Source organism: Bradyrhizobium sp. USDA 3240, from assembly GCF_054063295.1.
In genome coordinates, this window is sequence record NZ_JBSSGD010000002.1 from 6104024 (window position 1) to 6127057 (window position 23034).

A 23034-nucleotide genomic window follows, 5' to 3' on the forward strand; every position below is an offset into this window, starting at 1 on the left:
GACGGGCTACGATAGGTCGCGCTTCGCTTGCCCGGGACGACGTGGGAGTACGTGGCTGCGCCCTAAACCGCCAGCACCTTGTCGTCGATCTCGGCGATGGTGTTGACGCCGCACAGCCCCATCGTGGTGGTGAGCTCCTTGCCCAGGATGTCGAGCGCCTTGGCGACGCCGGCCTCGCCGCCGGCGCCGAGGCCGTAGGCGTAGGCGCGGCCGATCATGCAGGACTTCGCGCCGAGCGCGAGCGCGCGCATGATGTCCATGCCGGTGCGGATGCCGCCGTCGAACATGATCTCGAGCTTCGAGCCGACCTCGTCGACGATCTCTGGCAGCACCTCGATCGAGGACGGCGCGCCGTCGAGCTGGCGGCCGCCATGGTTGGACACCACGATTGCCTGCGCGCCGGTCTTGGCGGCGAGGTCGGCGTCCTCGACATCAAGAATCCCTTTAAGGATCAGCTTGCCCGGCCAGATGCTGCGGATCCAGTCGATGTCCTTCCAGTTCAACGTGGTGTCGAACTGCGATGCGGTCCATTCCGAGAGCTTGACGATGTCGTCCATGCCTTTGACGTGGCCTGCGATGTTGCCGAAAGTGCGGCGCTTGCCTTGCAGCACGCCCGACACCCAGGCGGGCTTGGTCGCGAAGTCGATCAGCTTCGACAGCGACCATTCCGGCGGCACGGTCATGCCGTTCTTGATGTCCTGGTGGCGCTGGCCGATCACCTGCAGGTCGACGGTCAACACCAATGCCGAGCATTTCGCCGCGATCGCGCGCTCGATCAGCGACTTGATGAAGCCGCGGTCCTTCATGACGTAGAGCTGGAACCAGAACGGCTTGTCGACGCTGGCCGCGATATCCTCGATCGAGCAGATCGACATCGTGCTCTGGGTGAACGGGATGCCGGCCGCTTGCGCCGCGCGGCAGGCGTGGATCTCGCCGTCGCCATGCTGCATGCCGAGCAGGCCGACCGGCGCCAGGATCAGCGGCATCGCCGAGGGTTCACCCAGGATCGTGGTCGCCAGGCTGCGCTTGGACACATCGACCAGGATGCGCTGGCGGAACTTGATCTGCTGCAGGTCTTCGGAGTTGGCGCGCAGCGTATCCTCGGTGTAGGAGCCGCGGTCCGCATAATCGAAAAACGCCTTCGGCACCCTGCGCTTGTGCAGCTGGCGCAGATCTTCGATGCAGGTAATGTGCTTCATGGACGTTCCCGGCCCTTCTTCTCGGTCGCAAGTTAGATGCAGACGTCTTGCGGGTGTTCGGTCTTGCCGTCATCTAGCATGGTTGGAAGGCCCGCCAAATCTGAAGACGGACAGGAGAGCACGATGACGCAATCAGGCTCCAAGCCGAAGCCAGACGACAACGCCGAAAAGCGCCGGCTCGACGAGGCCCTGGAAGAGGGCCTGGAGGAGACGTTTCCCGGTTCCGACCCGGTCAATGTCACCCAGCCGGCCCCCAGCAAGGGCGACCAGCACGTCAAACGAGGCGGTAAGAGGTAGGGGACAGCAGTCGTTCCCGGGGATTGCCTGAAGGGCGATAATGTTATATTTTTCAGCGCGTTAATGCCGAAAAACGCGGTTCGGCCGCGGTAATGATTCATCATATTTTTTGAAGTCATTTTAGCGCCTGGCAGTCTATAAGGCCGATGCACGCTACACTGGTAGGCGTTCAGGACTCTCTCGCCGGGTGGTTCGAGAGGTCCGTGTTGGGGGTATCATGAGCCGCAAATATTTCGGGACCGATGGAATTCGGGGCCGCGCCAATGGGCTGATCACGCCGGAGCTCGCGCTCAAGGTGGGGCAGGCCGCAGGGTTGGTGTTTCAGCGTGGCGACCATCGCCATCGCGTCGTGATCGGCAAGGACACGCGGCTGTCCGGCTACATGATCGAATACGCCATGGTCGCGGGCTTCACCTCGGTCGGCATGGACGTGCTGCTGGTCGGCCCGATGCCGACGCCGGCGATCGCGATGCTGACCAAGTCGATGCGCGCCGATCTCGGCGTCATGATCTCGGCGTCGCATAATCTCTTCGAGGACAACGGCATCAAGCTGTTCGGCCCGCAGGGCTTCAAGCTCTCCGACGATGTCGAGAAGCAGATCGAGCAGCTGCTCGATGAATCGCTCGACCGCCGCCTGGCGCAGAGCGCGAGCCTCGGCCGCGCCCGCCGCATCGACGGCGTCCATGACCGCTACATCGAATTCGCCAAGCGCACCCTGCCGCGCGACCTCTCGCTCGACGGCCTGCGCGTCGTGGTCGATTGCGCCAATGGCGCCGCCTACAAGGTGGTGCCGGAAGCGCTGTGGGAGCTCGGCGCCGACGTGGTGCCGATCGGGGTCGAACCCGACGGCTTCAACATCAACAAGGAATGCGGCTCGACCTCGCCGGAAGCGCTGTCGCGGAAGGTGCGCGAGATGCGCGCCGACATCGGCATCGCGCTCGATGGCGACGCCGATCGCGTCATCCTGGTCGACGAGCGCGGCCACATCGTCGATGGCGACCAGCTGCTCGCGGTGATCGCGCAGAGCTGGAAGGAAGAGGGGCGTCTCGCCAAGCCCGGCATCGTCACGACCGTAATGTCCAATCTCGGACTGGAGCGCTTCCTGCAGGGCCTCGGGCTTTCGATGGTCCGCACCCCGGTCGGCGATCGCTATGTGCTCGAGCAGATGCTGAGCGGCGGCTACAATCTCGGCGGCGAGCCGTCCGGCCATATCATCATGTCGGACTATTCGACCACCGGCGACGGCTTCGTCGCTGCGTTGCAGGTGCTGGCCGTGGTGCAGAAGCTGCGCCGCCCGGTGTCGGAGATCTGCCGGCGGTTCGATCCTTTGCCGCAGATCCTGAAGAACGTGCGCTATCGCAGCGGCAAGCCGCTCGACGACGCCGAGGTCAAGTCCGCGATCACCGACGGCGAGAAGCGCCTCAACGGCCATGGCCGTTTGTTGATCCGCCCCTCCGGCACCGAGCCGGTGATCCGCGTGATGGGCGAGGGGGACGATCGCATCCTGGTGGAAGAGGTCGTCGACAACATCGTCAGCGCACTCGGCCACGCCGCGGCGGCGTAAGGCCCTTCCGGCTGCATCAGCCAGTGATCCGTCATCCCCGCGCAAAGGCTTCGCCTTTGTCGCTGGAGGAGCGCGCTCTTGCGCGCGTCTCGAAGGGTGCACGGCCCGGCTGGTGGCCGATTCATCCTTCGAGACGCGGCCCAAGAGGCCGCTCCTCAGGATGACGGCGAGAGAGTTCGCGCGTCGGCCACATAGCGCATCGCTGCCATCGTCCAGCGCAACTGGTCCGTTTCACCTCCGCGTCGTACGACACGGAGGTAGTTTTGCGAATCCTGCCGGGAATGCTGCATTGAACAAGCCCGTCGTAAGCGAGCAGGCACTGGGCGAACCGGTGCCGGTGCCGGAGTTGACTGCCGCGCAGGCCGCGAAGGCGGCCGCCGCTGCGGGGCCGGCCTATGTCGTGCTTGCCGGCATCAGCTTCTCACACTTCCTCAACGACACGATGCAGTCGCTGATCGCGTCGGTCTATCCGATCCTGAAGGACAATTACGCGCTCGACTTCGCGCAGATCGGCATGATCACGCTGGCGTTCCAGTTCACGGCGTCGCTGCTGCAGCCGCTGGTCGGGCATTTCACCGACAAGAAAGCGCAGCCGTTCTCGCTTGCGACTGGCATGGGCTTCACCTTCTTCGGGCTGCTGTTGCTCAGCGTCGCGCACTCTTACGGAATGATCCTGATCGCGGCGTCGCTGGTCGGTCTCGGCTCTGCGGTGTTCCACCCGGAATCCTCGCGCATCGCGCGGCTGGCGTCCGGCGGGCGTTACGGTTTCGCGCAATCGGTGTTCCAGCTCGGCGGAAGCTTCGGCACCTCGATGGGACCGGTGCTCGCCGCGCTGATCGTGGTGCCGTTCGGCCAGCCCTCGATCGCCTGGTTCTCCTCGATCGCGTTCCTCGCCATCGTGATCCTCTGGCGCATCGGCGTTTGGTACAAGCCGCAGATCGCAGGCAAGAAGGCGGTCACCATCGAGCGGCATCCCGACCATCCGGATCGGCGGCGCGTGATGACCGCGCTCATCGTGCTGGTCGCGCTGCTGTTCTCCAAGCAGCTCTATGTCTCGAGCCTGTCGAGCTATTACATCTTCTATCTCATCGACCGGTTCGGCGTCTCGACGCAGGCGGCGCAACTCTATCTGTTCATCTTCCTGGCGGCGAACGCCGCGGGCGCGTTCATCGGCGGACCGCTCGGCGACCGCTTCGGCCGCAAATACGTGATCTGGTTCTCGATCCTCGGCGCGCTGCCGTTCACGCTGGCGCTGCCTTATGCGGGTCTGTTCACGAGCGCCGTGCTGACGGTCGTGATCGGCCTGATCATCTCGTCGGCGACGTCGGCGATCATCGTGTTCGCGCAGGAATTGATGCCGCATCGCTTCGGCATGATCTCCGGCGTGTTCTTCGGCGTCGCGTTCGGCATCGGCGGTCTCGGCGCCGCGGTGCTTGGCCAGCTTGCGGACCACACCTCGATCGCCTTTGTCTATCAGCTGTGCTCATTCCTGCCGGCGATCGGCCTGCTCGCGGTGTTCCTGCCGAAGATGCCGAAGGCCGTTCGCTGAACGTCCGCGGCGAGGGCGCCGCCCTTCATTAAGCATTCGCTAACGCTCAGCGCTTGCGTGCGCTGCATACCGCGCGCGTGCGTCAACGCTTCATTAGCAACTGTGGCGAGATCGCCATCTTTCGCCGCTGCACGCGCGCCTTTATGGACCCATAAGCAACAGCCGCAGCAAAAGGTGAGAGAAAATCAACCTTAAAAATTAGGGTTAAGTGCCGCTTAAACATTTGCTGCCATCGTCCGCCCGTGAGTTTCAGACGTGGGGCCTTTCGTGTCGCCTCACTTGGGCCAAAAGGACGAAGCCAATGCGTAGCGTAAAGACCCTGATCGCCGCCGGAGCGGCATCCCTGTTGTCCTCGGCGGCGTTCGCTGCCGACATGCCGATCATGCCGCCGCCCCCGATGGCGTATGCTCCTCCGCCGGTCCAGGATTTCGGCGGCTGGTATCTGCGCGGCGACATCGGCATGACCAACACCCAGGCCAAGCTGCACGCCAATGCCTACGACACGCTGCCGGCCGGCACCACGTTCAACCAGTTCGGCACCGGCTTCGACAGCGGCATGCTGTTCGGCGTCGGCGTCGGCTATCAGTTCAACAGCTGGTTCCGCGCCGACATCACCGGTGAGTATCGCTCGAAGGTGAGCTTCAACGGCACCGACTTCTTCACGTTCCCCGGGCCGAGCTCCTTGGGCGACACCTACCACGGCGGTGTCCAGAGCTGGGTCGGCCTCGCGAACATCTACGCCGATCTCGGCACCTGGGGTTGCTTGACCCCGTTCATCGGTGCCGGTGTCGGTGCCGCGGTGATCAAGACCTCGGCCTTCTCCGACGTCGCGACGTTCCCGACCGGGTCCGGCGTGACCAGTTCCTTCGTCGCCGACGGCGCCACCAAGACCAACTTCGCCTGGGCGCTGCATGCCGGTGTCGCCTACAAGGTCACCAACAACTTCACGGTTGAACTGGCCTATCGCTACCTCGACATGGGCACCGCCGGCCACGGCCAGGGTCACTTCTTCGACGGCACGCCGACCGGTCCCTCGAGCTTCCAGTACCGCGACATGACCTCACAGGATGTGAAGCTCGGCGTGCGCTTCGCCTTGCCGTGCTGCGACGTGCTGCCCCCCCCGCCGCCGCCCCCGCTGATCCGCAAGGGCTGATCTGAGGGTTAATTTCGAGCCTTCACGGTTAACGATTGAAACGGCGCGGGATCATCCCGCGCCGTTTTTCTTTGCCGTGTCATGTCACGAGCTTCTGGAACTTGAGTGGTCGAAAGCTGCCGGCGACAACGATTGGTTAAGGTTAACAGGCGATGATCAACGCGCATTCGGTGAGTGGGATGGAGCGTTGCAATGCGTAGGTTCTTGCTGGTGGCGATGATGTTCGGGGCGGTGACCGGCGCGCAGGCGGCCGACATGCCTGATTTCCTTCGCGGCAGTCTTCCCGCTTCCAGCGCGCCGACCAGAAACTGGGACGGCTGGTATGCCGGCGGTCAGGTCAGCCAGACATGGATCAACACCGACTTCGGCGGCAGCGTTGCTTCCCTGACCAATTCCATCTTCCGCAACACCACGCTGCAGGCGCCGACGTCGCAATTCAATCTGCTGGGCCGGGTCAATGCGCAAAGCTCGGGCTTTGGAGCATTCGTCGGACGCAACTATCAGTTTGACGACGTCGTGGTCGGTGTCGAAGCAAACTATACTTATTGGTCCGGCCTGACGACAACGACCTCCGGAAGTCTGGGTCCGATTCAAGTCGCTCAGCCGACCCTGGTCCTGCCGGTCGGTGCCACTGCCGCCGACGGCGTGACGTTGAATGGAAGCGCGTCGCTGAAGCTCAAGGACGAGATGACATTCCGCGGCCGCGCGGGTTGGGCGACCGGTGACTTCCTGCCCTACGCCTTCGGCGGCCTCGCAGTCGGCCGAATGGATGTTTCGCGCACGGTCACAAGCTCCGTGAACCGAACGATCAACTTTGCTGACGGAAGTTCGACCACCTTTGCACTGCCGCAGTTTTCGCAAACCGCGACAGATGCGAAGACGGACGCCTACGTTGCCGGCTGGACCGCTGGTCTCGGCCTGGAATACATGTTGTGGAACTGTGTCTTCGTGCGCGGCGAGTGGGAATACGTCAAGTTCGCACCGGTCAAGAACACGTCGGTCACGCAGAACAGCGTGCGCGCCGCCATCGGCTACAAGTTCTGACGCACGCCGCCTCGCTTGACACTGCAATGTGCGGCTGATCGGATGTTGCTCCGCAAGCGGAGCGACCTCACATGAAAATCCACGGCGACGCCAATTCAGGCAATTGCCTGAAGGTGAAATGGGTGTGCGACAAGTTGGCACTGCCGTACACATGGGTCGAGATCGACACCATGAAGGGCGGCAGCCGCACCGCGGAATTCCTCAAGCTGAACGGTTGGGGCCAGGTGCCGACGGTCGAACTGGATGACGGCCGCACGCTCGCGCAATCCAACGCCATCATCGGCTACCTCGCGCGCGGCAGCGATCTGATCCCCGGCGATCCCTATCGCGCGGCGCAGATGGATGCCTGGATGTTCTGGGAGCAGAACAGCCACGAGCCCTATGTCGCCGTCTGCCGCTTTCAGACCGTGTATCTCGGCAAGGCTGTGTCGGAGATCGATCCGAACCTCATCAAGCGTGGCTATGGGGCGCTCGATCATCTGGAGCGGCATCTTGCCGGCACGAAATTCCTGGTCGGCGATGCGTTCTCGCTCGCCGACGTCTCGCTGCTTGCCTATACGCGCGTTGCGGAGGACGGCGGACTCGCGCTGGAACGCTATCCCATGATCCGCCGCTGGATCGCCGATGCCGAGCGTGTGCTCGGCCTGCCGGCGGTGCGCTAATCCCGAGTGAACGACGCCATGCGTGCAGCTTCATCGATCACGATCCGCCGCGCCCGCCGCGAGGATGTCGCCGCCATCGTCGGCATGCTGGCGGACGATCCGCTCGGCAGTGCGCGCGAGCGGATCGCGGATCCGCTGCCGCAAAGCTATTACGATGCCTTTGCGCGGGTCGAGCGTGATCCGAACCTGCAGCTCGTCGTCGCCGTCGACGGGGAGGGCGCCGTCGTCGGATGCCTGCAGCTTGCGGTTCTGCCAGGCATCAGCTCGCAGGGCTCTTCGCGCGGCCTGCTCGAGGACGTCCGTGTCGCAACACACTGCCGCAGCCGCGGTATCGGCGAGCAGCTCGTGCAGTGGGCGGTTGCGGAGGCGCGCGCGCAAGGCTGCATGCTCGTTGAGTTGCTGACGCATCACACGCGCGTCGATGCGCAGCGCTTCTATGAGCGGCTCGGATTCGCGCGCAGCCATGTCGGCATGACGCTCCGCTTTTGACGTGCACGCAAGAAGTTGTGCCGCATACAGGACAATGCCTGCGGTAGCCGCTGCTGCGCTATCCGGTTAACAGCCAATAAACTAAGCCGGTCTCCGTGAATTTACGGGGCGGAACGAGTCCGGTATGTCGGGCGTCTCCCACGGGGCGGCGGCGACTGGGGATTGGAATGTCGGATTATTCGATCGTGCGGGTCGGCAACGAGTACATCGTGCAGGCCGGCGATAAGAGCATTTTGAAAGTATCGAGCCGGCGCAGGGCAGTTAAGATCATGACTCTCGCGGCAGATTTGCTCGATCAGGAGACGATGCAGCAGGTCGAGGACGCCCCATCAATCAGCCGTGATCCCCCGATTGCCCCGGAAAAGTCCGAACTTCCTTGACGTTTTGGGGCCCTTCCACTATTTCCGACGGCGGGAAACCTCTCCCCACCGAGAGGCAGCTATCTGGAAGGGTAGATTATGACTGCAGCGAAGCCCGCTTCGCGGCCCAACGTGCCGCATTTCTCCTCCGGCCCCTGCGCCAAGCGCCCCGGCTGGAACCCCAACAATCTCAAGGACGCCGCCCTCGGCCGTTCGCATCGTGCGAAGGTCGGCAAGGCCAAGCTCAAGCTCGCGATCGAACTGACGCGCGAAGTGCTCGAGGTGCCTGCGGACTACAAGATCGGCATCGTGCCGGCGTCGGACACCGGCGCGGTCGAGATGGCGCTGTGGTCGTTGCTCGGTGCGCGGCCCGTCACCACGCTCGCCTGGGAGTCCTTCGGCGAGGGCTGGGTCAGCGACATCGTCAAGGAACTGAAGCTGAAGGACGTCACCAAGCTGAACGCGGCTTACGGTGAAATCCCCGATCTCGCCAAGGTCGACCCTGCGTCCGACGTCGTCTTCACCTGGAACGGCACCACCTCCGGCGTGCGCGTGCCGAACGCCGACTGGATCAGCGCAACCCGTGAAGGCCTCACGATTTGCGACGCGACCTCGGCCGCCTTCGCGCAGCCGCTCGATTTCGCCAAGCTCGATGTCGTCACCTTCTCCTGGCAGAAGGCGCTCGGCGGCGAGGCCGCGCATGGCATGCTGATCCTCAGCCCACGCGCGGTGGAACGGCTCGAGACCTACAAGCCGGCTTGGCCGCTGCCGAAGATCTTCCGCCTCACCAAGGGCGGCAAGCTCAACCAGGGCATCTTCGAAGGCGAGACCATCAACACGCCTTCGATGCTTTGCGTCGAGGACTATCTCGATGCGCTGAACTGGGCGAAGTCGATCGGCGGCCTGAAGGCGCTGATCGGGCGCGCCGACGCCAACACCAAGGCGCTCGCCGACTGGAAGGCGCGGACGCCTTGGATCGACTTCCTGGCCAAGGATCCCGCGATCCGCTCCAACACCTCGGTGTGCCTGAAGTTCACCGATCCCGCGATCACCTCGCTTCCCGCTGATGCGCAGGCCGACTTCTGCAAGAAGCTGGTCGCGCTGGTGGAGAAGGAGAACGCCGGCTTCGACTTCGCGTATTACCGCGATGCGCCGGCGGGCCTGCGGATCTGGTGTGGTGCCCACCGTCGAGGCCAAGGACGTCGAACTGCTGACGCAGTGGATCGATTGGGCCTTCGCCGAAACCAAGGCAGCGCTACCCAAGGCGGCATAAGTTTTCTCTTGTCACCTCTCCCCGTCCTTACGGGGAGAGGTCGGATTGCGCAGCAATCCGGGTGAGGGGCCATTTCGGCTTTTTCCTTGCCCGTGGCTGCCCCTCACCCCAACCCTCTCGCCGTAAGAACGGGGAGAGGGAGAAGTGATCTGAGACTTCACCACATTGGTCCAAGAGACCCGCCCGCTGCAGGGCAGAGGAACAGTCACATGACAAAACCCAAAGTTCTGATTTCCGACGCGCTGTCTCCCGCTGCCGTGCAGATCTTCAAGGATCGCGGCGTCGAGGTCGACTTCCAGCCCAATCTCGGCAAGGACAAGGAAAAGCTCGCCGAGATCATCGGCAACTATGACGGCCTTGCGATCCGCTCGGCCACCAAGGCGACCGCCAAGATCATCGAGAAGGCGACGAAGCTCAAGGTGATCGGCCGCGCCGGCATTGGCGTCGACAATGTCGAGATTCCGGCGGCGACCGCCAAGGGCATCATCGTGATGAACACGCCGTTCGGCAATTCGATCACGACCGCCGAGCATGCCATCACCCTGATGCTGGCGCTGGCGCGCGAGATCCCGCAGGCCGACGCCTCGACCCAGGCCGGCAAGTGGGAGAAGAACCGCTTCATGGGTGTCGAGATCACCGCCAAGACACTCGGGGTGATCGGTTGCGGCAATATCGGCTCGATCGTCGCTGACCGCGCGCTCGGCCTGCGCATGAAGGTGATCGCGTTCGATCCGTTCCTGTCGCCGGAACGCGCCAAGGACATCGGCGTCGAGAAAGTCGAGTTCGACGACTTGCTCAAGCGCGCCGATTTCATCACGCTGCACACGCCGCTGACCGAGAAGACCCGCAACGTCATCGACGCGGCCGCGATCGCCAAGATGAAGAAGGGTGTGCGCATCATCAACTGCGCCCGCGGCGGCCTGGTCGACGAGCAGGCGCTGGTCGATGCGCTGAATTCCAAGCATGTCGCGGGCGCCGCCTTCGACGTGTTCGTCGAGGAGCCGGCGACCTCGAACGTGCTGTTCGGCCATCCCAATGTGATCTGCACCCCGCATCTCGGCGCCTCCACCACCGAGGCGCAGGAGAACGTCGCGCTGCAGGTCGCCGAGCAGATGTCGGACTATCTGCTGTCGGGCGCGATCTCCAACGCGGTCAACTTCCCCTCGATCACGGCGGAAGAGGCGCCGAAGCTGAAGCCGTTCATCGAGCTCGCCGAGAAGCTCGGCTCGTTCGCCGGCCAACTCACCGAGAGCGGCATCCTCAAGACCACGATCACCTACGAGGGCCACGTCGCCGAGATGAAGATCAAGGCGATCACCTCGGCGGTGCTGTCCGGCCTGCTGCGGCCGATGCTGGGCGAGGTCAACGTGGTGTCGGCGCCTGTCGTCGCCAAGGAGCGCGGCATGGTGGTGGACGAGGTCGTTCGCGCCGCGCAGAGCGACTATGAGAGCCTGATCACCGTCACCGTCACCACCGAGCGCCAGGAGCGTTCGGTGTCCGGCACAGTCTATGCCGACGGCAAGCCGCGTCTCGTCGACATCAAGGGCATCCGCGTCGACGCCGAGTTCGGCAAGTCGATGATCTACGTGACCAACGAGGACAAGCCGGGCTTCATCGGCGCGTTCGCGAGCCTCTTGGGTGACGCGAAAATCAATATCGCGACCTTCCATCTCGGCCGCGTCAAGCAGGGCGGCGACGCCATCGCGCTGGTCGAGGTCGACGGTGCGGTGCCGGCGGATCTGCTCGCCAAGGTGCAGTCGCTGCCGCAGGTGAAGCAGGCCAAGGCGCTGACGTTTTGAGAAGGCGCTGACGTTTTAAACGTTGTTTGAGCGGCTCTCGTCATCGCCCGGGACGGGCCGGCATGACGCGGGAAGATACCGCTCAAGCACATCCAAATTCCGACCTGCGGAACATGACGCCGCCTCCGGTCCCGGAGGCGGCGTTTGCCGTTCCGGGGCGCCTGGTATAGCTGTTGCGCCCGATGAAAAATGTGTACGAAGGCGTCAAGACGCGCCACTATCCGGCGATCTCAGAGGGAGAAAACAATGCGTGAAGCCGTAATCGTTTCCTACGCGCGCACCGGCCTGGCGAAGTCCGGCCGTGGCGGATTCAACATCACCCCGCCGATGTCATTGGCCGGGCACGCCATCAAGCACGCGGTCGAGCGCGCCGGCGTCGACAAGGACTATGTCGAGGATTGCTATCTCGGCAATTGCGCGCATGGCGCGCCGAACATCGGTCGTCAGGCCGCGCTGCTCGCCGGCCTGCCGAAGTCGACCGCGGGCGTCTCGGTGAACCGTTTCTGTTCGTCGGGCCTGCAGACCATTGCGATGGCTGCGAACTCGATCCGTTCCGACGGCTCCGATTGCATCGTCGCCGGCGGCGTCGAGAGCATCTCGATTCCGGGCGGCGGCGCACCGAAGGAATCGATCGATCCCGACTTGCTGAAGACCGCGCCCGCCATCTTCATGGCGATGATCGATACCGCCGACATCGTCGCCGAGCGCTACAAGCTCAGCCGCGAATACCAGGACGAGTATTCGCTGGAGTCGCAGCGCCGCATGGCAGCCGCGCAGCAGGCCAACAAGTTCAAGGACGAAATCGTCCCGATGAAGACCAAGATGAAGGTGGTCGACAAGGCGACCAAGGCCGAGTCGATCGTCGACTACGTGGTCGATCGCGACGAGTGCAACCGCCCCGAAACCACGCTGGAAGGTCTTGCCAAGCTTGAGCCGGTCAAGGGCCCGGGCAAGTTCGTCACCGCCGGCAATGCCAGCCAGCTGTCCGACGGCGCCGCTGCCGTGGTGCTGATGGAAGCCAAGGATGCCGAGAAGCGCGGCCTCAACCCGCTCGGCCGCTTCGTGGCCTGGGCCTCGGCCGGCTGCGAGCCCGACGAGATGGGCATCGGTCCGGTGTTTGCCGTGCCGAAGCTTTTGAAGCGCCACGGCCTGAAGGTCGAGGACATCGATCTCTGGGAGCTCAACGAGGCGTTCGCCAGCCAGTGTCTCTATTCGCGCGACCAACTCGGCATCGATCCCGAGAAGTACAACGTCAACGGCGGCTCGATCGCGATCGGCCATCCCTTCGGCATGACCGGTGCCCGGCTTACCGGCCACCTCTTGCAGGAAGGCCGCCGCCGCAAGGCCAAGTGGGGTGTCGTGACCATGTGCATCGGCGGTGGTCAGGGCGGCGCAGGCCTGTTCGAGATCTACAGCTAAACGCGATCGATCCTGATCGTCTCAGAACGAGCGGCCCGGCGGTAACGCCGGGCCGCTTTCTGTTTGAAGCTGGTTATGTTGCCGGCAAATTCGCCGCGCGTTCGCCGAACTCGAGCGCCGCGATCAACTCGAGCGTCTGCCTGAGATCGGCGGCCTGTTTCGTGCCGAAAGCGGTCTCGAAGCGCTCCTGCGCCTCACGCCAGGCGGCCTGCGACTCGTCAAGCCGGGCTTCGCCGCGTTTGGTCAGCCGCACCAGGCGGCTGCGCCGGTCATTCTTGTCGACGGTGATGGTCAAAAGGCCGTCGCGCTCCAGCGGCTTGAGGTTGTGGTTGAGCGCGGTGCGGTCGAGCACCAGGGCTGCGGCCAGCTCGCCAATCGTCGGCGCGCCCGAACGTCTGATGTGGACCAGAATGGCGCGTTGCGTGCCGCGCAGGCCGGATGTCGCCAGGACCTGATCGTAGAGCTGCGACACGCGCCGCGTCGCCTTGCGCAACGCCGTGAGATTGCACCGGCTCGGTTCCGTTTTCACCATCGCTGCCTCCAAACTAGGCTTGACAGATACATGCATATGCACCTAATGGCAATAGATGCATATGCACATATTTTGGAGGATGTGATGTCGGAGATCGAGGCGGAGACGATCAGGCTGGCTATCGGAACTGACGCGCGGCCACGCTCCCGTGTCGCAACACCGCGCCAGGTGCTCGCGATCGTATCGGTGGGCATCTGCCTCGCAAACCTCGACCTGTTCATCGTCAATGTCGGGTTGCCGAACATCGCGCAGGAATTCCGTGGCGCCTCGCTCGAGGATTTGTCCTGGATCCTCAATGGCTATGCGATCGTCTATGCGGCGCTGCTGGTGTTTTTCGGCCGGCTCGCCGAACGCCACAGCCGCAATCTGAGCTTCCTGCTCGGCGTTGCGCTGTTCACGGCCGCGTCGGCGGCCTGCGCGCTTGCGCCCAACGTCGAATTGCTGGTCGTCGCCCGCGTCGCGCAGGCCGCCGGTGCGGCGTTGATGACCCCGACCTCGATCGGCCTGCTGCTGGCGTCGTTCCCTCCCGAGCAGCGTCCCGGCGCGGTGCGGACCTGGACGGCGATCGGCGGCCTTGCGGCCGCGCTCGGGCCGCTGGCGGGCGGCGTGCTCGTCACCTTCGACTGGCGCTGGATCTTCATCGTCAATGTCCCGATCGGTGTGGTCGCGCTCATCGTCGGCTGGCTGAAACTGCCCGAAGTGCCCGGCCATGACGTGCCGCGTCCGAGTTCATGGGCGGCGCTGCTGGTCACCTGCGGCATCGGTGCGCTCACCCTTGCGATCGTGAAGGCCAATGACTGGGGATGGGGTTCGCGCGGCGTCGTGCTTGGCTTTGCCATCGCAGCCGTCTCGCTCGCTGCCTTTACGTGGCACTGCCTCAACTCGAAGAATCCCTTCGTCGATCCTGCGTTGTTCAAGGTGCGCCCGTTCACCGGGGCGACGTTCGTCATGGCGCCATACTCGGCGGCCTTCGGCGCCATGCTGCTGTCGGTGGCGTTGTGGGAGCAAACCGTGTGGGGCTGGTCGGCGCTGAAGACCGGCCTCGCGATCGCGCCGGGTCCGCTGCTTGTCCCGTTCACCTCGCTGTTGTTTGCCCGACGCCTGATTGCGCGATTTGGCGCCGCGGCCGTTGTGTCCGCCGGGATCGCATCGTTTGCGGGCGGACTCACGATCTGGGCAACGCTGCTTGGGGCCGACCCCAACATGCCCGCCTTCGTGGTCGGCATGATGTTCACCGGTATCGGCGTCGGGCTGACCTTTCCGACCCTGATGGGCGTCGGCGCCGGTTCGCTGCCGCCTTCGTCGTTTGCCACCGGCTCCGGCGTCATCAACATGGTTCGGCAGGCGGCGCTGGCGATCGGTGTCGCGATCTTTGTCGCGATCCTGGCAACGCCGACCACGATGACTGAGCGGATCGCGGCGTTTCAGCACGGTTGGTGGATCATGATCGCCATCACCGTTGCCGGCTTCGTGCCGAATGTTCTGTTCATCCGGCGCCGGGCGGATCGCTGACGCCTGAAAGTCATCGCCGCGCCATCCGGCGCGCCGTGCCGCTGCCATTGTCGTGCCGCAGGGAAACCTCAATCGAACCAGTCCCTTCCTCGCTGCGTCTCACCACGAGAAACGGCGCGCCTTCGAGCCCGGCGCGCCGTTCGTCTCGCGCGCCATGCGGCGTTTTTTCCGGAGGGATGTCATGCGAAGGATTGCGAATTGTCTTGTGACCACCAGCCTGGTGCTGGTGGGTACGCTGGTTGCCGGGCCGCTGCAGGCGGCCAATCTCGATGCGGCGTCGCAGGTCGATGCCGTGACCGTCTATCCCGACGGCGCGAGCGTCACCCGCGTCATCACGCTGGATCTGCCCGCCGGCGACAACACCCTCATCGCCAAGGATTTCCCGATGGCGCTCGACACGGGCTCGCTGCGGGTGGAAGGCGAGGCTGGCGCCAAGCTCACGATCGGGGCCATCGACGCGCGGCATCCGCACCCGGTGTCGCCGGCCAACCTGCCCGAGATCGACAAGCGGATCGAGGCGCTGCGAGACCAGCGCGAGGATCTGCAAGGCATGATCACCTCGGCCGAGGCGCGGCGCAAATTCGCCGAACATTTCGCCGAGGCCGCGCCGGTCGGGATCGGCGAGAAGGGCGAGGCGCGTCCGGTCAGCGAGTGGCGCGCCGCGTTCTCGGCGGTCGGCGACGAGGTCGCGACCGCCGACAATGCGATCCGCGACGCCGCACGCAAGCAGCGCGACATCGATCGCGAGATCGTGCGGCTTGAAGCGGAGCGCGCCGCCAAGCCGCCGAGCAAGCTCGAGGTGCGGATCGAGCTGGCCTCCGCCGCTGCCACCCGCGCGACGCTGCGGGTGACCTATGCGGTGCGCAACGCGCGCTGGACGCCGCTCTACGACGCCCGTCTCGATACCGGGACCAAGGACCGCAAGCCGGCGATCGAGCTGGTGCGCCGCGCCGAGATCACCCAGACCACCGGCGAGGACTGGTCGAACGTCGCGCTCGTCGTCTCCACCGTCCGCGTCGCGCGCGGCGGCAACGCGCCCGATCTCCATTCGCTGATCGTGCAGTACCCACAGCCGCCGCGGCCGGCCATGGCCGGCAAGCTGCTTGACAGCGTGCAACAGCGATCCGCGCTTGCGCCCGCTCCGACGGCCGCCGCGCTCGAGGAATTCCGCCTTGGCGCAGGAACGGCCCTTGACGAGCAACAGGCAACCCCCGAGATCGGCGCCTTCCAGGCCACCTTCAAGATTCCCGGCCGCGTCAGCGTCACCGCCAATGAGGGCGCCAAGAGCCTGCGCATCTCGACGGCCATGATCACTCCCGATCTCGCCATCCGCGCCGTCCCGGTGATCGATCCGACCGCGTTCCTGGAGGCGAGCTTCGTGCAGGCCGACGACGCGCCGCTGCTGCCGGGGCTGGTCGCAATCTACCGCGACGGCATCTTTGTCGGCCGCAGCCGGATGGCGACCGCCGCCAAGGACGAGACCGTGCGGCTCGGCTTTGGTGCCGACGACAAGGTCAAGATCGAGCGCGCGGTGGTGAAGCGCAACGAAGGCTCCGCCGGCCTGATCGTGACCACGTCGAAGACCGACGAGCGCGCCTTCAAGACCACGGTGCGCAACGGCCACGACTTCCCCGTCAAGGTCGCGATCCAGGACCAGCTTCCGGTCAGCGAGAACGACGATATCGTGGTCGAGATGCTGTCGTCGTCGACGCCTGCGACGACGACCAACTTGCGCGACAAGCGCGGGGTGCTGGAATGGGCGTTCGAGGCCAAGGCTGGCGAAGTCCGTGACATCAATTTCGCCTGGCGGATGCGTTGGCCGAAAGACAAGGGCGTCGTGATGGTGCCGGCGGGCTGATCTGCACCGGTAGCCGATGACATCCCTCCCGATCTCGGGCAACACTTTGCCAAAGGCAAAAAGGCCTGAGATCGGGAGGATTCATGAGCTACGAGCACATCATCGTCGATGATCCGCGACCGCGCGTCCGCCGCATCACACTGAACCGGCCCGAGAAGCGCAACGCGCTGAACAACCGGCTGCGCGGCGAGATCTTCGAGGTGCTGGAGCAGGCCGACCGCGATCCCGACATTTCGATCTCGATCCTGCGTGGCGCGGGTCCGTGCTTCTCGGCGGGTTATGATCTCCGCCGACAACCGCGTCGACCAGCCCTATCATTCGGCATCCGGCCCCGGCCAGTGGTCGCGCCATGTCGTCGAAGGCTGGTTCTCGATCTGGGATCTCGCCAAGCCCGTGATCGCGCAGGTGCACGGTTATTGCCTCGCCGGCGGCACCGAGCTCGCGACCGCCTGCGACGTGGTCTATGTCGCCGACGATGCCCAGATCGGCTATCCGCCGGTGCGGCTGATGAGCCCGCCCGATATGCAGTATCACCCCTGGCTGGTCGGCATGCGCCGCGCCATGGAATTGATGCTGACGGGCGATGCGATGTCCGGCCGCGAGGCCGCCGAGTGGGGCTATGCGACCCGCTCGTTCCCGCTCGCCGAGCTCGAGGCGAAGACGCTGGATTTCGCCGAGCGCGCCGCGAAGGTGCCGGTCGAGCTGCAGCAGCTCAACAAGCGCTCAGTGCATCGCGCGATGGAGATCATGGGCGCCCGCGCCGCGATGCGCGCCGGCACCGAAATCCAGGCGCTGGCCTTCACGACCGAGGCGAGCAAGGCCTACATGGCCGGCTTCCGCCGCGACGGCGCCAGCGTCAAAGCCCAGCTCGACCAGCGCGACACCACGTTCGGGGATTACCGGACCAGGAAGGAATGATGGCTTTTGCGAATGCGGGCTAGAAGCCCGCGTCCTCCTCCAGCCATTGCTGATTGTCCCAGCGCGCGCGGCGGCCGACGACATATTCGCGAACATCGTCCATGAAGCGCACTTTGCTGGTGAGTGCTCCGATGAAAGCCGCCAGCGCCGCGATCCAGGGCCACAGATGCATCAGCAACGTGGCGGGTATTTGGTTGGCGAACCCCGCCTGCAGCGCGCCGGTGACCAGGTAAGCCAGCACGCCCCACGCAACGGCCAGTATCGTCGCCACGATCTCATAGCTGTTTTGGTGAAATCTCACCAACCGTCGCATCAGGCATAGGTAGGCAACGTGGACGATCGCGCCGAGAAGCAATGCGGCCAGTCCAGGCGGAAGGCCCCAGCTCTGGTCCCAGCTCAAATACGCAACGAAGCCGGCGGCGATCAACGCCTCGATGTAGGTCAGGCTGGATTTTTCTCGCATGATTTGCCCCAGGCGATTCACGTATCCGCCGAGGCTATCATCATTGAGCGCTTCGGTAGAAGGGCAATTGCAGAACAACCTTTGGAATGGGCTGGCTTCCGCAAATTCGCTGTCATGCCCCGCCTTGAGCGGGGCATCCAGTACGCCGCGGCTTGTCCGTTGAACTCGAACGCCTCTGGAATACTGGGTCGCCCGGTCGAGCCGGGCGACGACGCTGTTGTGTGTGACGCGAGCAGCCGCCTCACTTCGCCTTCAGGAAGTCACCGACTTCGAGCAGCACGAACTCGTCGTCATCGGCCTTGTTCGGATCGCGGCTCGAGGAGAACGGCAGGTTGTTGTCGTTGCCGACGATGATGTGGGTCTCGTCGACCCGATCGACGTTCTCGATGGTGAAGAACGGGAAGGTGTAGACGCCGTCGCTGAGCGGCTTGCGGGCCTTCTTGTTCGGGTCGCGGATCTTCATCAGGTCGATATAGGCGATCTTGCGTACCGGCTTGCCGACATTGGCGTCGGACAGCTCGATCTTGTAGACGCGCTTGAACTTGGCGAGGTCAGGGAAGCAGTTCTCGCCGCGCTGGCCTTGCGGGCAGGCCTTGTCGGCGGTGCCTTCGCCATTGTCGCGCTCGATCACGAGGCCATGGCTTGGATTGATCATGTTGAAGTCGCCGATCGCATTGCCGTTCTGCTCGAACACATATTGCCAGTGGCGACCGGTGAACTTCTCCGCCGCGACGTCGAATTCGAGGATGCGGGAGGCTTCCTTGCCGTCGACCTTCTCCCAGTCCTTCTTGTCGGCATCCCACAACGGCCCTTCGAGCAGGCCGTAGAGGAACTTGCCGTCCTTGGAGGAGGCAAAGCCCTCATAGCCCTTGGAGCGGCGCAGATTGACGTTGGTGTAGGTGGCACCGGGCGCGCCAGGCGACTGCACGGCCCAGTGATCCGGCGAGCGCACCGGCTTGCCGTCGGCGACCGTCTCGAACACGGCGAGGATCTTGCCGGTCTTGTCGGCCTTGAGGATGTAGGGCCCGAACTCGTCGCCGATCCAGAAAATGTCGTTGATGATCTGGAAGCCTTCGGTGTCGAAGTCGGCGCCGGTGAGGTAGCGCTTGGCGGTGTCCTCATGCACGATGCGGAACGGCACCTTCTTGTCGGGGTCGTGCAGGAACACGGTCTCCTGGCGTTCGATCTTGCCGTTCGCCCAATCCATCTTGTAGCGGTTCAGGTACAGCATCGAGTCCGCCGAGTTGTAGCGCGCGCCCATGCCGTTGTCGGTGATCACCCAGAACGAGCCGTCGGGCATCGCCTTGATGCCGGAATGGCCCTGCAGCGGCTGGCCCTTGAACGGCAGCGACACGCCGGTCGGCCGCTCGTAGGACTTGCCCATCACGGTGCCGATGGCGTCGACGCGCTTGCCGGTGGTGTATTTGCCCGACGTCTTCAAATCGTTCGGGGCGTCAGTGGGGGCGTCGATGAAGCTCTCTGCCGGCATCACGGCGTGTCCTGCCAGCGTCGCCGGGAATTCGCCCTCGCTCTGCGCGAACGCCGATGTGGTGAGCAGGATCGAGGCGACGGAGCAGAGCAGTGACAGGCGCATGGTTGATCTCCCAAAGGACAAACGATGCGGTGTTCTCCGAGCCGCCTGTTACAGCCGGCTGACAGTTTTGTGAATCCGCGGTGTTGCGACGGGATAAGCCTTGCGGCGTTACGTCGCCTTGCCCGCCGGCCGCATCGTCTGCGGCAGCAGGAACGGCACGCCACCCCCGGTGTAGCCGATGGTGGCGTCGATCTCGAAGATCTGCCTCAGCGTGTCGGTCTGCATCGCGGCGGCGCGGTCGCCGTCGACGGCAAGTCGGCCGCGATGCAGCAGCAGGATGCGGTCGGCGAACCGCATCGCGAGGTTGAGATCATGCAGGATCGCGATCACGGCGGTGCCGCGCGCGGCGCGCCGCCGGGCGGTCTCGACCAGGTCGATCTGATGCCGCAAATCGAGGCTCGAGGTCGGCTCGTCCAGCAGCAACAGCCCCGGCCCATGCAGCGCCTCGCCGCAGGCGAGTTGCACCAGCACGCGCGCGAAATGCGCGCGCTGCTGCTCGCCACCGGACAGCGTCGGCAATTGCCTGAAACGGAAATGCGCCAGCCCGACCTCGTCCAGCGCGGCAGTGACCAGCGCCCGCGTCACCGCGCGCGGGCTCTCGCCGGCGCCCATGCTGACGATTTCCTCGACGGTGAACGGGAAGGTGACGTTGACGTGCTGCGACAGCATCGCACGGTGCTGCGCCAGCTCGCGCGGACCGTAGGCATTGAGGTCGCGCTGCCTGAGCCGGATCGTTCCGCGCGACGGACGGAGATCGCCCGACAGCATCCGCAGCAAGGTCGATTTACCGGCGCCGTTGGGGCCGACGATCGCAACCATCTCGCCGGCGCCGATCTGCAGCGAGACCGCATCGACCAGCGTGGCACCGCCGATCGTCATCGATGCCGACTGCGTCGCCAGCAGCGCGCTCACAGTGACACCAGGGAGCGCTGGCGCAGCAGCATGGCAAGGAAGAACGGCGCCCCGATCGCTGCGGTCAGGATGCCGATCGGCATTTCCGCGGGGGCCACGATGGTGCGTGCCACTGTGTCGGCGCCGACCAGCAGGATGGCGCCGAGCAACGCGGAGGCCGGCAACAGCAGGCGATGCCCGGGTCCGATCACCAGCCGCAGCAGATGCGGCACCACGATGCCGACGAAACCAACCACACCGCAGACCGAAACCGCGACCCCGGTCATCGCCGACACCAGCACGATCGAGATCCGCTTCAGCCGTTCGACGTCGACGCCGCTGTGGAACGCCTCGGCCTCGCCGAGCACCAGCACGTCGAGCCCGCGCGCGATCGAGAGGCAGGCGATCAGGGCCGCGGCCAGCACCGGTGCCAGCGCCGTGAGCTTGCTCCAGGTCGCGCCGCTCAGCGAACCCAGCATCCAGAAGGTGATGTCGCGCAGCTGGCGGTCGTCGGCGACGAAGACCAGGAGCCCGATGCCGGCATTGGCGATCGCGGCAATCGCGAGCCCGGCCAGCAGGAAGATCGCAATCGAGGTCCGGCCGCCGCGGCTCGCAATGCCATAAAGCACGATGGTCGTGATCAGCGACCCGGCGAACGCCGCGATCGGCAGCAATTGATGTTGCAGGAAGCGCAGGCTCTCGCCGAGATGGCTGTCGGTGAACACGATCGCCACTGCGGCGGCAAACGCGCCGCCGGAAGAGACGCCGACCAGCGCGGGATCGGCGAGGGGGTTGCGGAACAGGCCCTGCATGATGGCGCCGGAGACGCCGAGCAGAGCGCCGACCATCGCAGCCGCTGCGATCCGCGGGATCCGGATCGACCACAGCACGAGCTGGTCGCGCGCGAGCAGCGGGCTGGCCGCGCTGTCGGCCCATAGCCCGAGCGCGGCGGGAAGCCGTGCCACTGGGATACCCGCGGCACCGACCGTCAGGGCGACGAGGGCGGCCCCCGCGAGCGCCGCAAGCAGGCAGAGCAGGGTGAGCGTCGCCGCCGGCCGTAGCGAAATGCCGGCGCGCCGTTGTTTCGCACGCGCGGAGCGTTCGGCCAGCACGCTCATTGCCGGCAATTCGCGGTCAGCGCCGCCGGTTTGAAGGTTGCGGCCTCCGGCGCCAGCGCCGGATAGAGCTTGACAGAGAGGTCACGCGCCGCGGCCGCGGTGCGCGGTCCGAAGCCGAGCAGATAAAGCCCCTCCATCGCGATGAAGGCCTTGTTGGCCGCAACCGGCGTCAGTGCGAAAGCCGGATGGGTGAACACGGCCTCCGACGTCAGCGAGTCCTTGCCGCGATCGATCGACAGCACGACGTCGGGTTTGGCGGCCACGATGGCCTCGTCGTTGACCGGCTTGTAGCCGTCGTAACCGTCGATCGCGTTGACGCCGCCGGCGAGCTTGATGATCTCGTCCGCGGCGGTCTTGTGGCCCGCGGCCAACGCCCGGCCGTTCAAGAACGACATCACGAACATCACGCGCACCGGCATTGTGACCTTGGCGCGCAAGGTGCGTAGTTGCGCGAGGTCGCTCTCCACCGCTGTGGCGAGGCAGGCGGCGCGCGGATCGGCGCCCATGGCATGGCCCACAAGTTTGATCTTCTCGACCAGCCCGGCCTCAGAGAACGTCTCGGGCACCAGCACCAGCGGCACCTTGGCCGCCTCCAGCACGTCCATGGTCTCCTTCGGCCCGGAGCCCTGCACCGCAAGCACCAGCGATGGATGCAGGCCGAGCACGCCCTCCGGCGACAGCTGGCGCATGTAGCCGACGTCGGGCTTCTCGCGCAGCGCAGACGGTGGGTAGAGGCTGGTCGCATCGACACCGGCGATGCGGTCCTCGAAGCCGAGCGCATAGAGGATCTCGGTGATTGCACCGCCGATCGAGACGATCCGGGTGGGATCGTCGATCACGACGTCACGGTCGCGTGCGTCGTGCACGGTGATGCCCTCGGCCGAGGCTGCGCCGATCGGCAGCAGACAGGAGAGCGCGAGCAAGGCGAGCGTGCGACAAATTGTCATCGGGGCGGTCATTTGGTCAGGATCAGCTTGTTCTGCGAGGTCAGCCGCAAGCGGTAATGCTCTTCGCCATGCACGATGATGATCTCGCGCTCGGCCGAGAACAGGTCGCGGCTGTCGAGGCGATTCCCGTGCATGACGAGCGTTTTGGCCGCTTCAGACGCTGATACGGCCTGCTTTCCCGCCGCGCCGATGTTGTCTCCGGAAGTTGCCGACATGCTCGTGGTGCTGCGCCTTCGAAATCTTCAAATGATGCTTGCTTGTATAAGCGGGCGAAGGTGCATTCCAACGGCCGCACTTTACAATCGATGTAAACAGCGCCGCCGCATTCTTGACCGTTTTGTTGCCGGCTCGTAACCAATCATCACACGATGCGAGCCTGTGGCTTGCATCGCAA

Annotated in this window: 21 protein-coding genes and 2 pseudogenes; 15 read left to right on the plus strand and 8 right to left on the minus strand. The window is 64.8% G+C overall.

The annotated features are described in order from the left end of the window. Positions 1 to 62 precede the first annotated feature (62 nt). Positions 63 to 1199, minus strand: coding sequence for an alpha-hydroxy acid oxidase (locus ACVIGA_RS29470; protein WP_456668769.1), 1137 nt, complete (start codon positions 1197 to 1199; stop codon positions 63 to 65). Positions 1200 to 1322: 123 nt separating this feature from the next. Between ACVIGA_RS29470 and ACVIGA_RS29475 the strand changes: the two genes are divergently transcribed. From ACVIGA_RS29475 to ACVIGA_RS29525, 11 genes and pseudogenes are all read left to right on the plus strand, one after another. Beyond that, positions 1323 to 1496 carry a hypothetical protein gene (locus ACVIGA_RS29475; protein WP_173640907.1) on the plus strand — a complete coding sequence of 58 codons (174 nt, stop codon included), beginning with the start codon at positions 1323 to 1325 and terminating at the stop codon, positions 1494 to 1496. A 217-nt stretch (positions 1497 to 1713) separates the two neighbouring features. Beyond that, the gene (gene glmM, locus ACVIGA_RS29480; RefSeq protein ID WP_223969726.1) at positions 1714 to 3060 is read left to right on the plus strand and encodes a phosphoglucosamine mutase; all 1347 of its coding nucleotides are present in this window, start codon (positions 1714 to 1716) and stop codon (positions 3058 to 3060) included. A 289-nt stretch (positions 3061 to 3349) separates the two neighbouring features. Beyond that, the gene (locus tag ACVIGA_RS29485; RefSeq protein ID WP_456668770.1) at positions 3350 to 4609 is read left to right on the plus strand and encodes an MFS transporter; all 1260 of its coding nucleotides are present in this window, start codon (positions 3350 to 3352) and stop codon (positions 4607 to 4609) included. A gap of 301 nt (positions 4610 to 4910) precedes the next feature. Beyond that, entirely contained in the window at positions 4911 to 5762 is an 852-nt protein-coding gene (locus tag ACVIGA_RS29490; protein ID WP_456668771.1) for an outer membrane protein, read from the plus strand. A 216-nt stretch (positions 5763 to 5978) separates the two neighbouring features. Next, a complete protein-coding gene (locus tag ACVIGA_RS29495) occupies positions 5979 to 6806 on the plus strand; it encodes an outer membrane protein (RefSeq protein WP_456670911.1) in 828 nt (275 codons plus the stop codon). 71 nt (positions 6807 to 6877) lie between these two features. Further along, positions 6878 to 7468 carry a glutathione S-transferase family protein gene (locus ACVIGA_RS29500; protein WP_456668772.1) on the plus strand — a complete coding sequence of 197 codons (591 nt, stop codon included), beginning with the start codon at positions 6878 to 6880 and terminating at the stop codon, positions 7466 to 7468. Between the two features lie 18 nt (positions 7469 to 7486). After that, the gene (locus ACVIGA_RS29505; protein WP_456668773.1) at positions 7487 to 7957 is read left to right on the plus strand and encodes a GNAT family N-acetyltransferase; all 471 of its coding nucleotides are present in this window, start codon (positions 7487 to 7489) and stop codon (positions 7955 to 7957) included. A 167-nt stretch (positions 7958 to 8124) separates the two neighbouring features. Next, positions 8125 to 8337, plus strand: a complete 213-nt coding sequence (locus tag ACVIGA_RS29510) for a hypothetical protein (protein WP_223969720.1) — start codon at positions 8125 to 8127, stop codon at positions 8335 to 8337. Between the two features lie 78 nt (positions 8338 to 8415). Further along, positions 8416 to 9589: pseudogene (locus ACVIGA_RS29515) on the plus strand (phosphoserine transaminase). Between the two features lie 209 nt (positions 9590 to 9798). Further along, positions 9799 to 11388, plus strand: a complete 1590-nt coding sequence (gene serA, locus ACVIGA_RS29520) for a phosphoglycerate dehydrogenase (protein WP_456668774.1) — start codon at positions 9799 to 9801, stop codon at positions 11386 to 11388. Between the two features lie 246 nt (positions 11389 to 11634). Further along, positions 11635 to 12807, plus strand: a complete 1173-nt coding sequence (locus tag ACVIGA_RS29525) for a thiolase family protein (protein WP_456668775.1) — start codon at positions 11635 to 11637, stop codon at positions 12805 to 12807. 73 nt (positions 12808 to 12880) lie between these two features. Here the strand turns inward: ACVIGA_RS29525 and ACVIGA_RS29530 are convergent, their stop codons facing one another. Beyond that, positions 12881 to 13339 carry a MarR family winged helix-turn-helix transcriptional regulator gene (locus ACVIGA_RS29530; protein ID WP_456668776.1) on the minus strand — a complete coding sequence of 153 codons (459 nt, stop codon included), beginning with the start codon at positions 13337 to 13339 and terminating at the stop codon, positions 12881 to 12883. An 84-nt stretch (positions 13340 to 13423) separates the two neighbouring features. Here ACVIGA_RS29530 and ACVIGA_RS29535 point away from each other — a divergent pair, with 84 nt between their 5' ends. The 4 genes and pseudogenes from ACVIGA_RS29535 (at position 13424) to ACVIGA_RS29550 (ending at position 17627) form a co-directional block, all read left to right on the plus strand. After that, positions 13424 to 14851, plus strand: a complete 1428-nt coding sequence (locus ACVIGA_RS29535; RefSeq protein ID WP_456668777.1) for an MFS transporter — start codon at positions 13424 to 13426, stop codon at positions 14849 to 14851. Positions 14852 to 15032: 181 nt separating this feature from the next. Further along, positions 15033 to 16709, plus strand: coding sequence for a mucoidy inhibitor MuiA family protein (locus ACVIGA_RS29540; protein WP_456668778.1), 1677 nt, complete (start codon positions 15033 to 15035; stop codon positions 16707 to 16709). 83 nt (positions 16710 to 16792) lie between these two features. Beyond that, positions 16793 to 16942 (plus strand): annotated as a pseudogene (locus ACVIGA_RS29545) (enoyl-CoA hydratase-related protein); the annotation flags it as partial. 46 nt (positions 16943 to 16988) lie between these two features. Continuing rightward, positions 16989 to 17627 carry an enoyl-CoA hydratase-related protein gene (locus ACVIGA_RS29550; RefSeq protein ID WP_456668779.1) on the plus strand — a complete coding sequence of 213 codons (639 nt, stop codon included), beginning with the start codon at positions 16989 to 16991 and terminating at the stop codon, positions 17625 to 17627. A gap of 19 nt (positions 17628 to 17646) precedes the next feature. On the opposite strand, the gene ACVIGA_RS29555 is transcribed toward ACVIGA_RS29550, so the two are convergent. From ACVIGA_RS29555 to hemP, 6 genes are all read right to left on the minus strand, one after another. After that, positions 17647 to 18111: a hypothetical protein gene (locus ACVIGA_RS29555; RefSeq protein ID WP_456668780.1), complete on the minus strand. Its 465-nt coding sequence runs from the start codon at positions 18109 to 18111 to the stop codon at positions 17647 to 17649. A 220-nt stretch (positions 18112 to 18331) separates the two neighbouring features. Beyond that, positions 18332 to 19684: an esterase-like activity of phytase family protein gene (locus tag ACVIGA_RS29560; protein ID WP_456668781.1), complete on the minus strand. Its 1353-nt coding sequence runs from the start codon at positions 19682 to 19684 to the stop codon at positions 18332 to 18334. 108 nt (positions 19685 to 19792) lie between these two features. Next, complete coding sequence (locus ACVIGA_RS29565; protein ID WP_456668782.1) at positions 19793 to 20596, minus strand: heme ABC transporter ATP-binding protein; 804 nt, start codon at positions 20594 to 20596, stop codon at positions 19793 to 19795. Continuing rightward, entirely contained in the window at positions 20593 to 21693 is a 1101-nt protein-coding gene (locus tag ACVIGA_RS29570; protein WP_456668783.1) for a FecCD family ABC transporter permease, read from the minus strand. Before ACVIGA_RS29570 ends, ACVIGA_RS29565 begins: the two co-directional genes overlap by 4 nt. Beyond that, positions 21690 to 22640 carry a heme/hemin ABC transporter substrate-binding protein gene (locus ACVIGA_RS29575; protein ID WP_456668784.1) on the minus strand — a complete coding sequence of 317 codons (951 nt, stop codon included), beginning with the start codon at positions 22638 to 22640 and terminating at the stop codon, positions 21690 to 21692. The genes ACVIGA_RS29570 and ACVIGA_RS29575 overlap by 4 nt, the downstream gene beginning before the upstream one ends. A gap of 8 nt (positions 22641 to 22648) precedes the next feature. Further along, entirely contained in the window at positions 22649 to 22855 is a 207-nt protein-coding gene (gene hemP, locus ACVIGA_RS29580) for a hemin uptake protein HemP (RefSeq protein WP_456668785.1), read from the minus strand. Positions 22856 to 23034 lie beyond the last annotated feature (179 nt).

What these genes read in the sequence shown, in the direction of transcription:
- ACVIGA_RS29470 (WP_456668769.1), bottom strand. Translation starts at nt 1,199, where the DNA reads ATGAAGCACATTACCTGCATCGAAGATCTGCGCCAGCTGCACAAGCGC.
- ACVIGA_RS29475 (WP_173640907.1), top strand. Translation starts at nt 1,323, where the DNA reads ATGACGCAATCAGGCTCCAAGCCGAAGCCAGACGACAACGCCGAAAAG.
- glmM (WP_223969726.1), top strand. Translation starts at nt 1,714, where the DNA reads ATGAGCCGCAAATATTTCGGGACCGATGGAATTCGGGGCCGCGCCAAT.
- ACVIGA_RS29490 (WP_456668771.1), top strand. Translation starts at nt 4,911, where the DNA reads ATGCGTAGCGTAAAGACCCTGATCGCCGCCGGAGCGGCATCCCTGTTG.
- ACVIGA_RS29495 (WP_456670911.1), top strand. Translation starts at nt 5,979, where the DNA reads ATGATGTTCGGGGCGGTGACCGGCGCGCAGGCGGCCGACATGCCTGAT.
- ACVIGA_RS29500 (WP_456668772.1), top strand. Translation starts at nt 6,878, where the DNA reads ATGAAAATCCACGGCGACGCCAATTCAGGCAATTGCCTGAAGGTGAAA.
- ACVIGA_RS29505 (WP_456668773.1), top strand. Translation starts at nt 7,487, where the DNA reads ATGCGTGCAGCTTCATCGATCACGATCCGCCGCGCCCGCCGCGAGGAT.
- ACVIGA_RS29510 (WP_223969720.1), top strand. Translation starts at nt 8,125, where the DNA reads ATGTCGGATTATTCGATCGTGCGGGTCGGCAACGAGTACATCGTGCAG.
- serA (WP_456668774.1), top strand. Translation starts at nt 9,799, where the DNA reads ATGACAAAACCCAAAGTTCTGATTTCCGACGCGCTGTCTCCCGCTGCC.
- ACVIGA_RS29525 (WP_456668775.1), top strand. Translation starts at nt 11,635, where the DNA reads ATGCGTGAAGCCGTAATCGTTTCCTACGCGCGCACCGGCCTGGCGAAG.
- ACVIGA_RS29530 (WP_456668776.1), bottom strand. Translation starts at nt 13,339, where the DNA reads ATGGTGAAAACGGAACCGAGCCGGTGCAATCTCACGGCGTTGCGCAAG.
- ACVIGA_RS29535 (WP_456668777.1), top strand. Translation starts at nt 13,424, where the DNA reads ATGTCGGAGATCGAGGCGGAGACGATCAGGCTGGCTATCGGAACTGAC.
- ACVIGA_RS29540 (WP_456668778.1), top strand. Translation starts at nt 15,033, where the DNA reads ATGCGAAGGATTGCGAATTGTCTTGTGACCACCAGCCTGGTGCTGGTG.
- ACVIGA_RS29550 (WP_456668779.1), top strand. Translation starts at nt 16,989, where the DNA reads ATGATCTCCGCCGACAACCGCGTCGACCAGCCCTATCATTCGGCATCC.
- ACVIGA_RS29560 (WP_456668781.1), bottom strand. Translation starts at nt 19,684, where the DNA reads ATGCGCCTGTCACTGCTCTGCTCCGTCGCCTCGATCCTGCTCACCACA.
- ACVIGA_RS29570 (WP_456668783.1), bottom strand. Translation starts at nt 21,693, where the DNA reads ATGAGCGTGCTGGCCGAACGCTCCGCGCGTGCGAAACAACGGCGCGCC.
- ACVIGA_RS29575 (WP_456668784.1), bottom strand. Translation starts at nt 22,640, where the DNA reads ATGACAATTTGTCGCACGCTCGCCTTGCTCGCGCTCTCCTGTCTGCTG.
- hemP (WP_456668785.1), bottom strand. Translation starts at nt 22,855, where the DNA reads ATGTCGGCAACTTCCGGAGACAACATCGGCGCGGCGGGAAAGCAGGCC.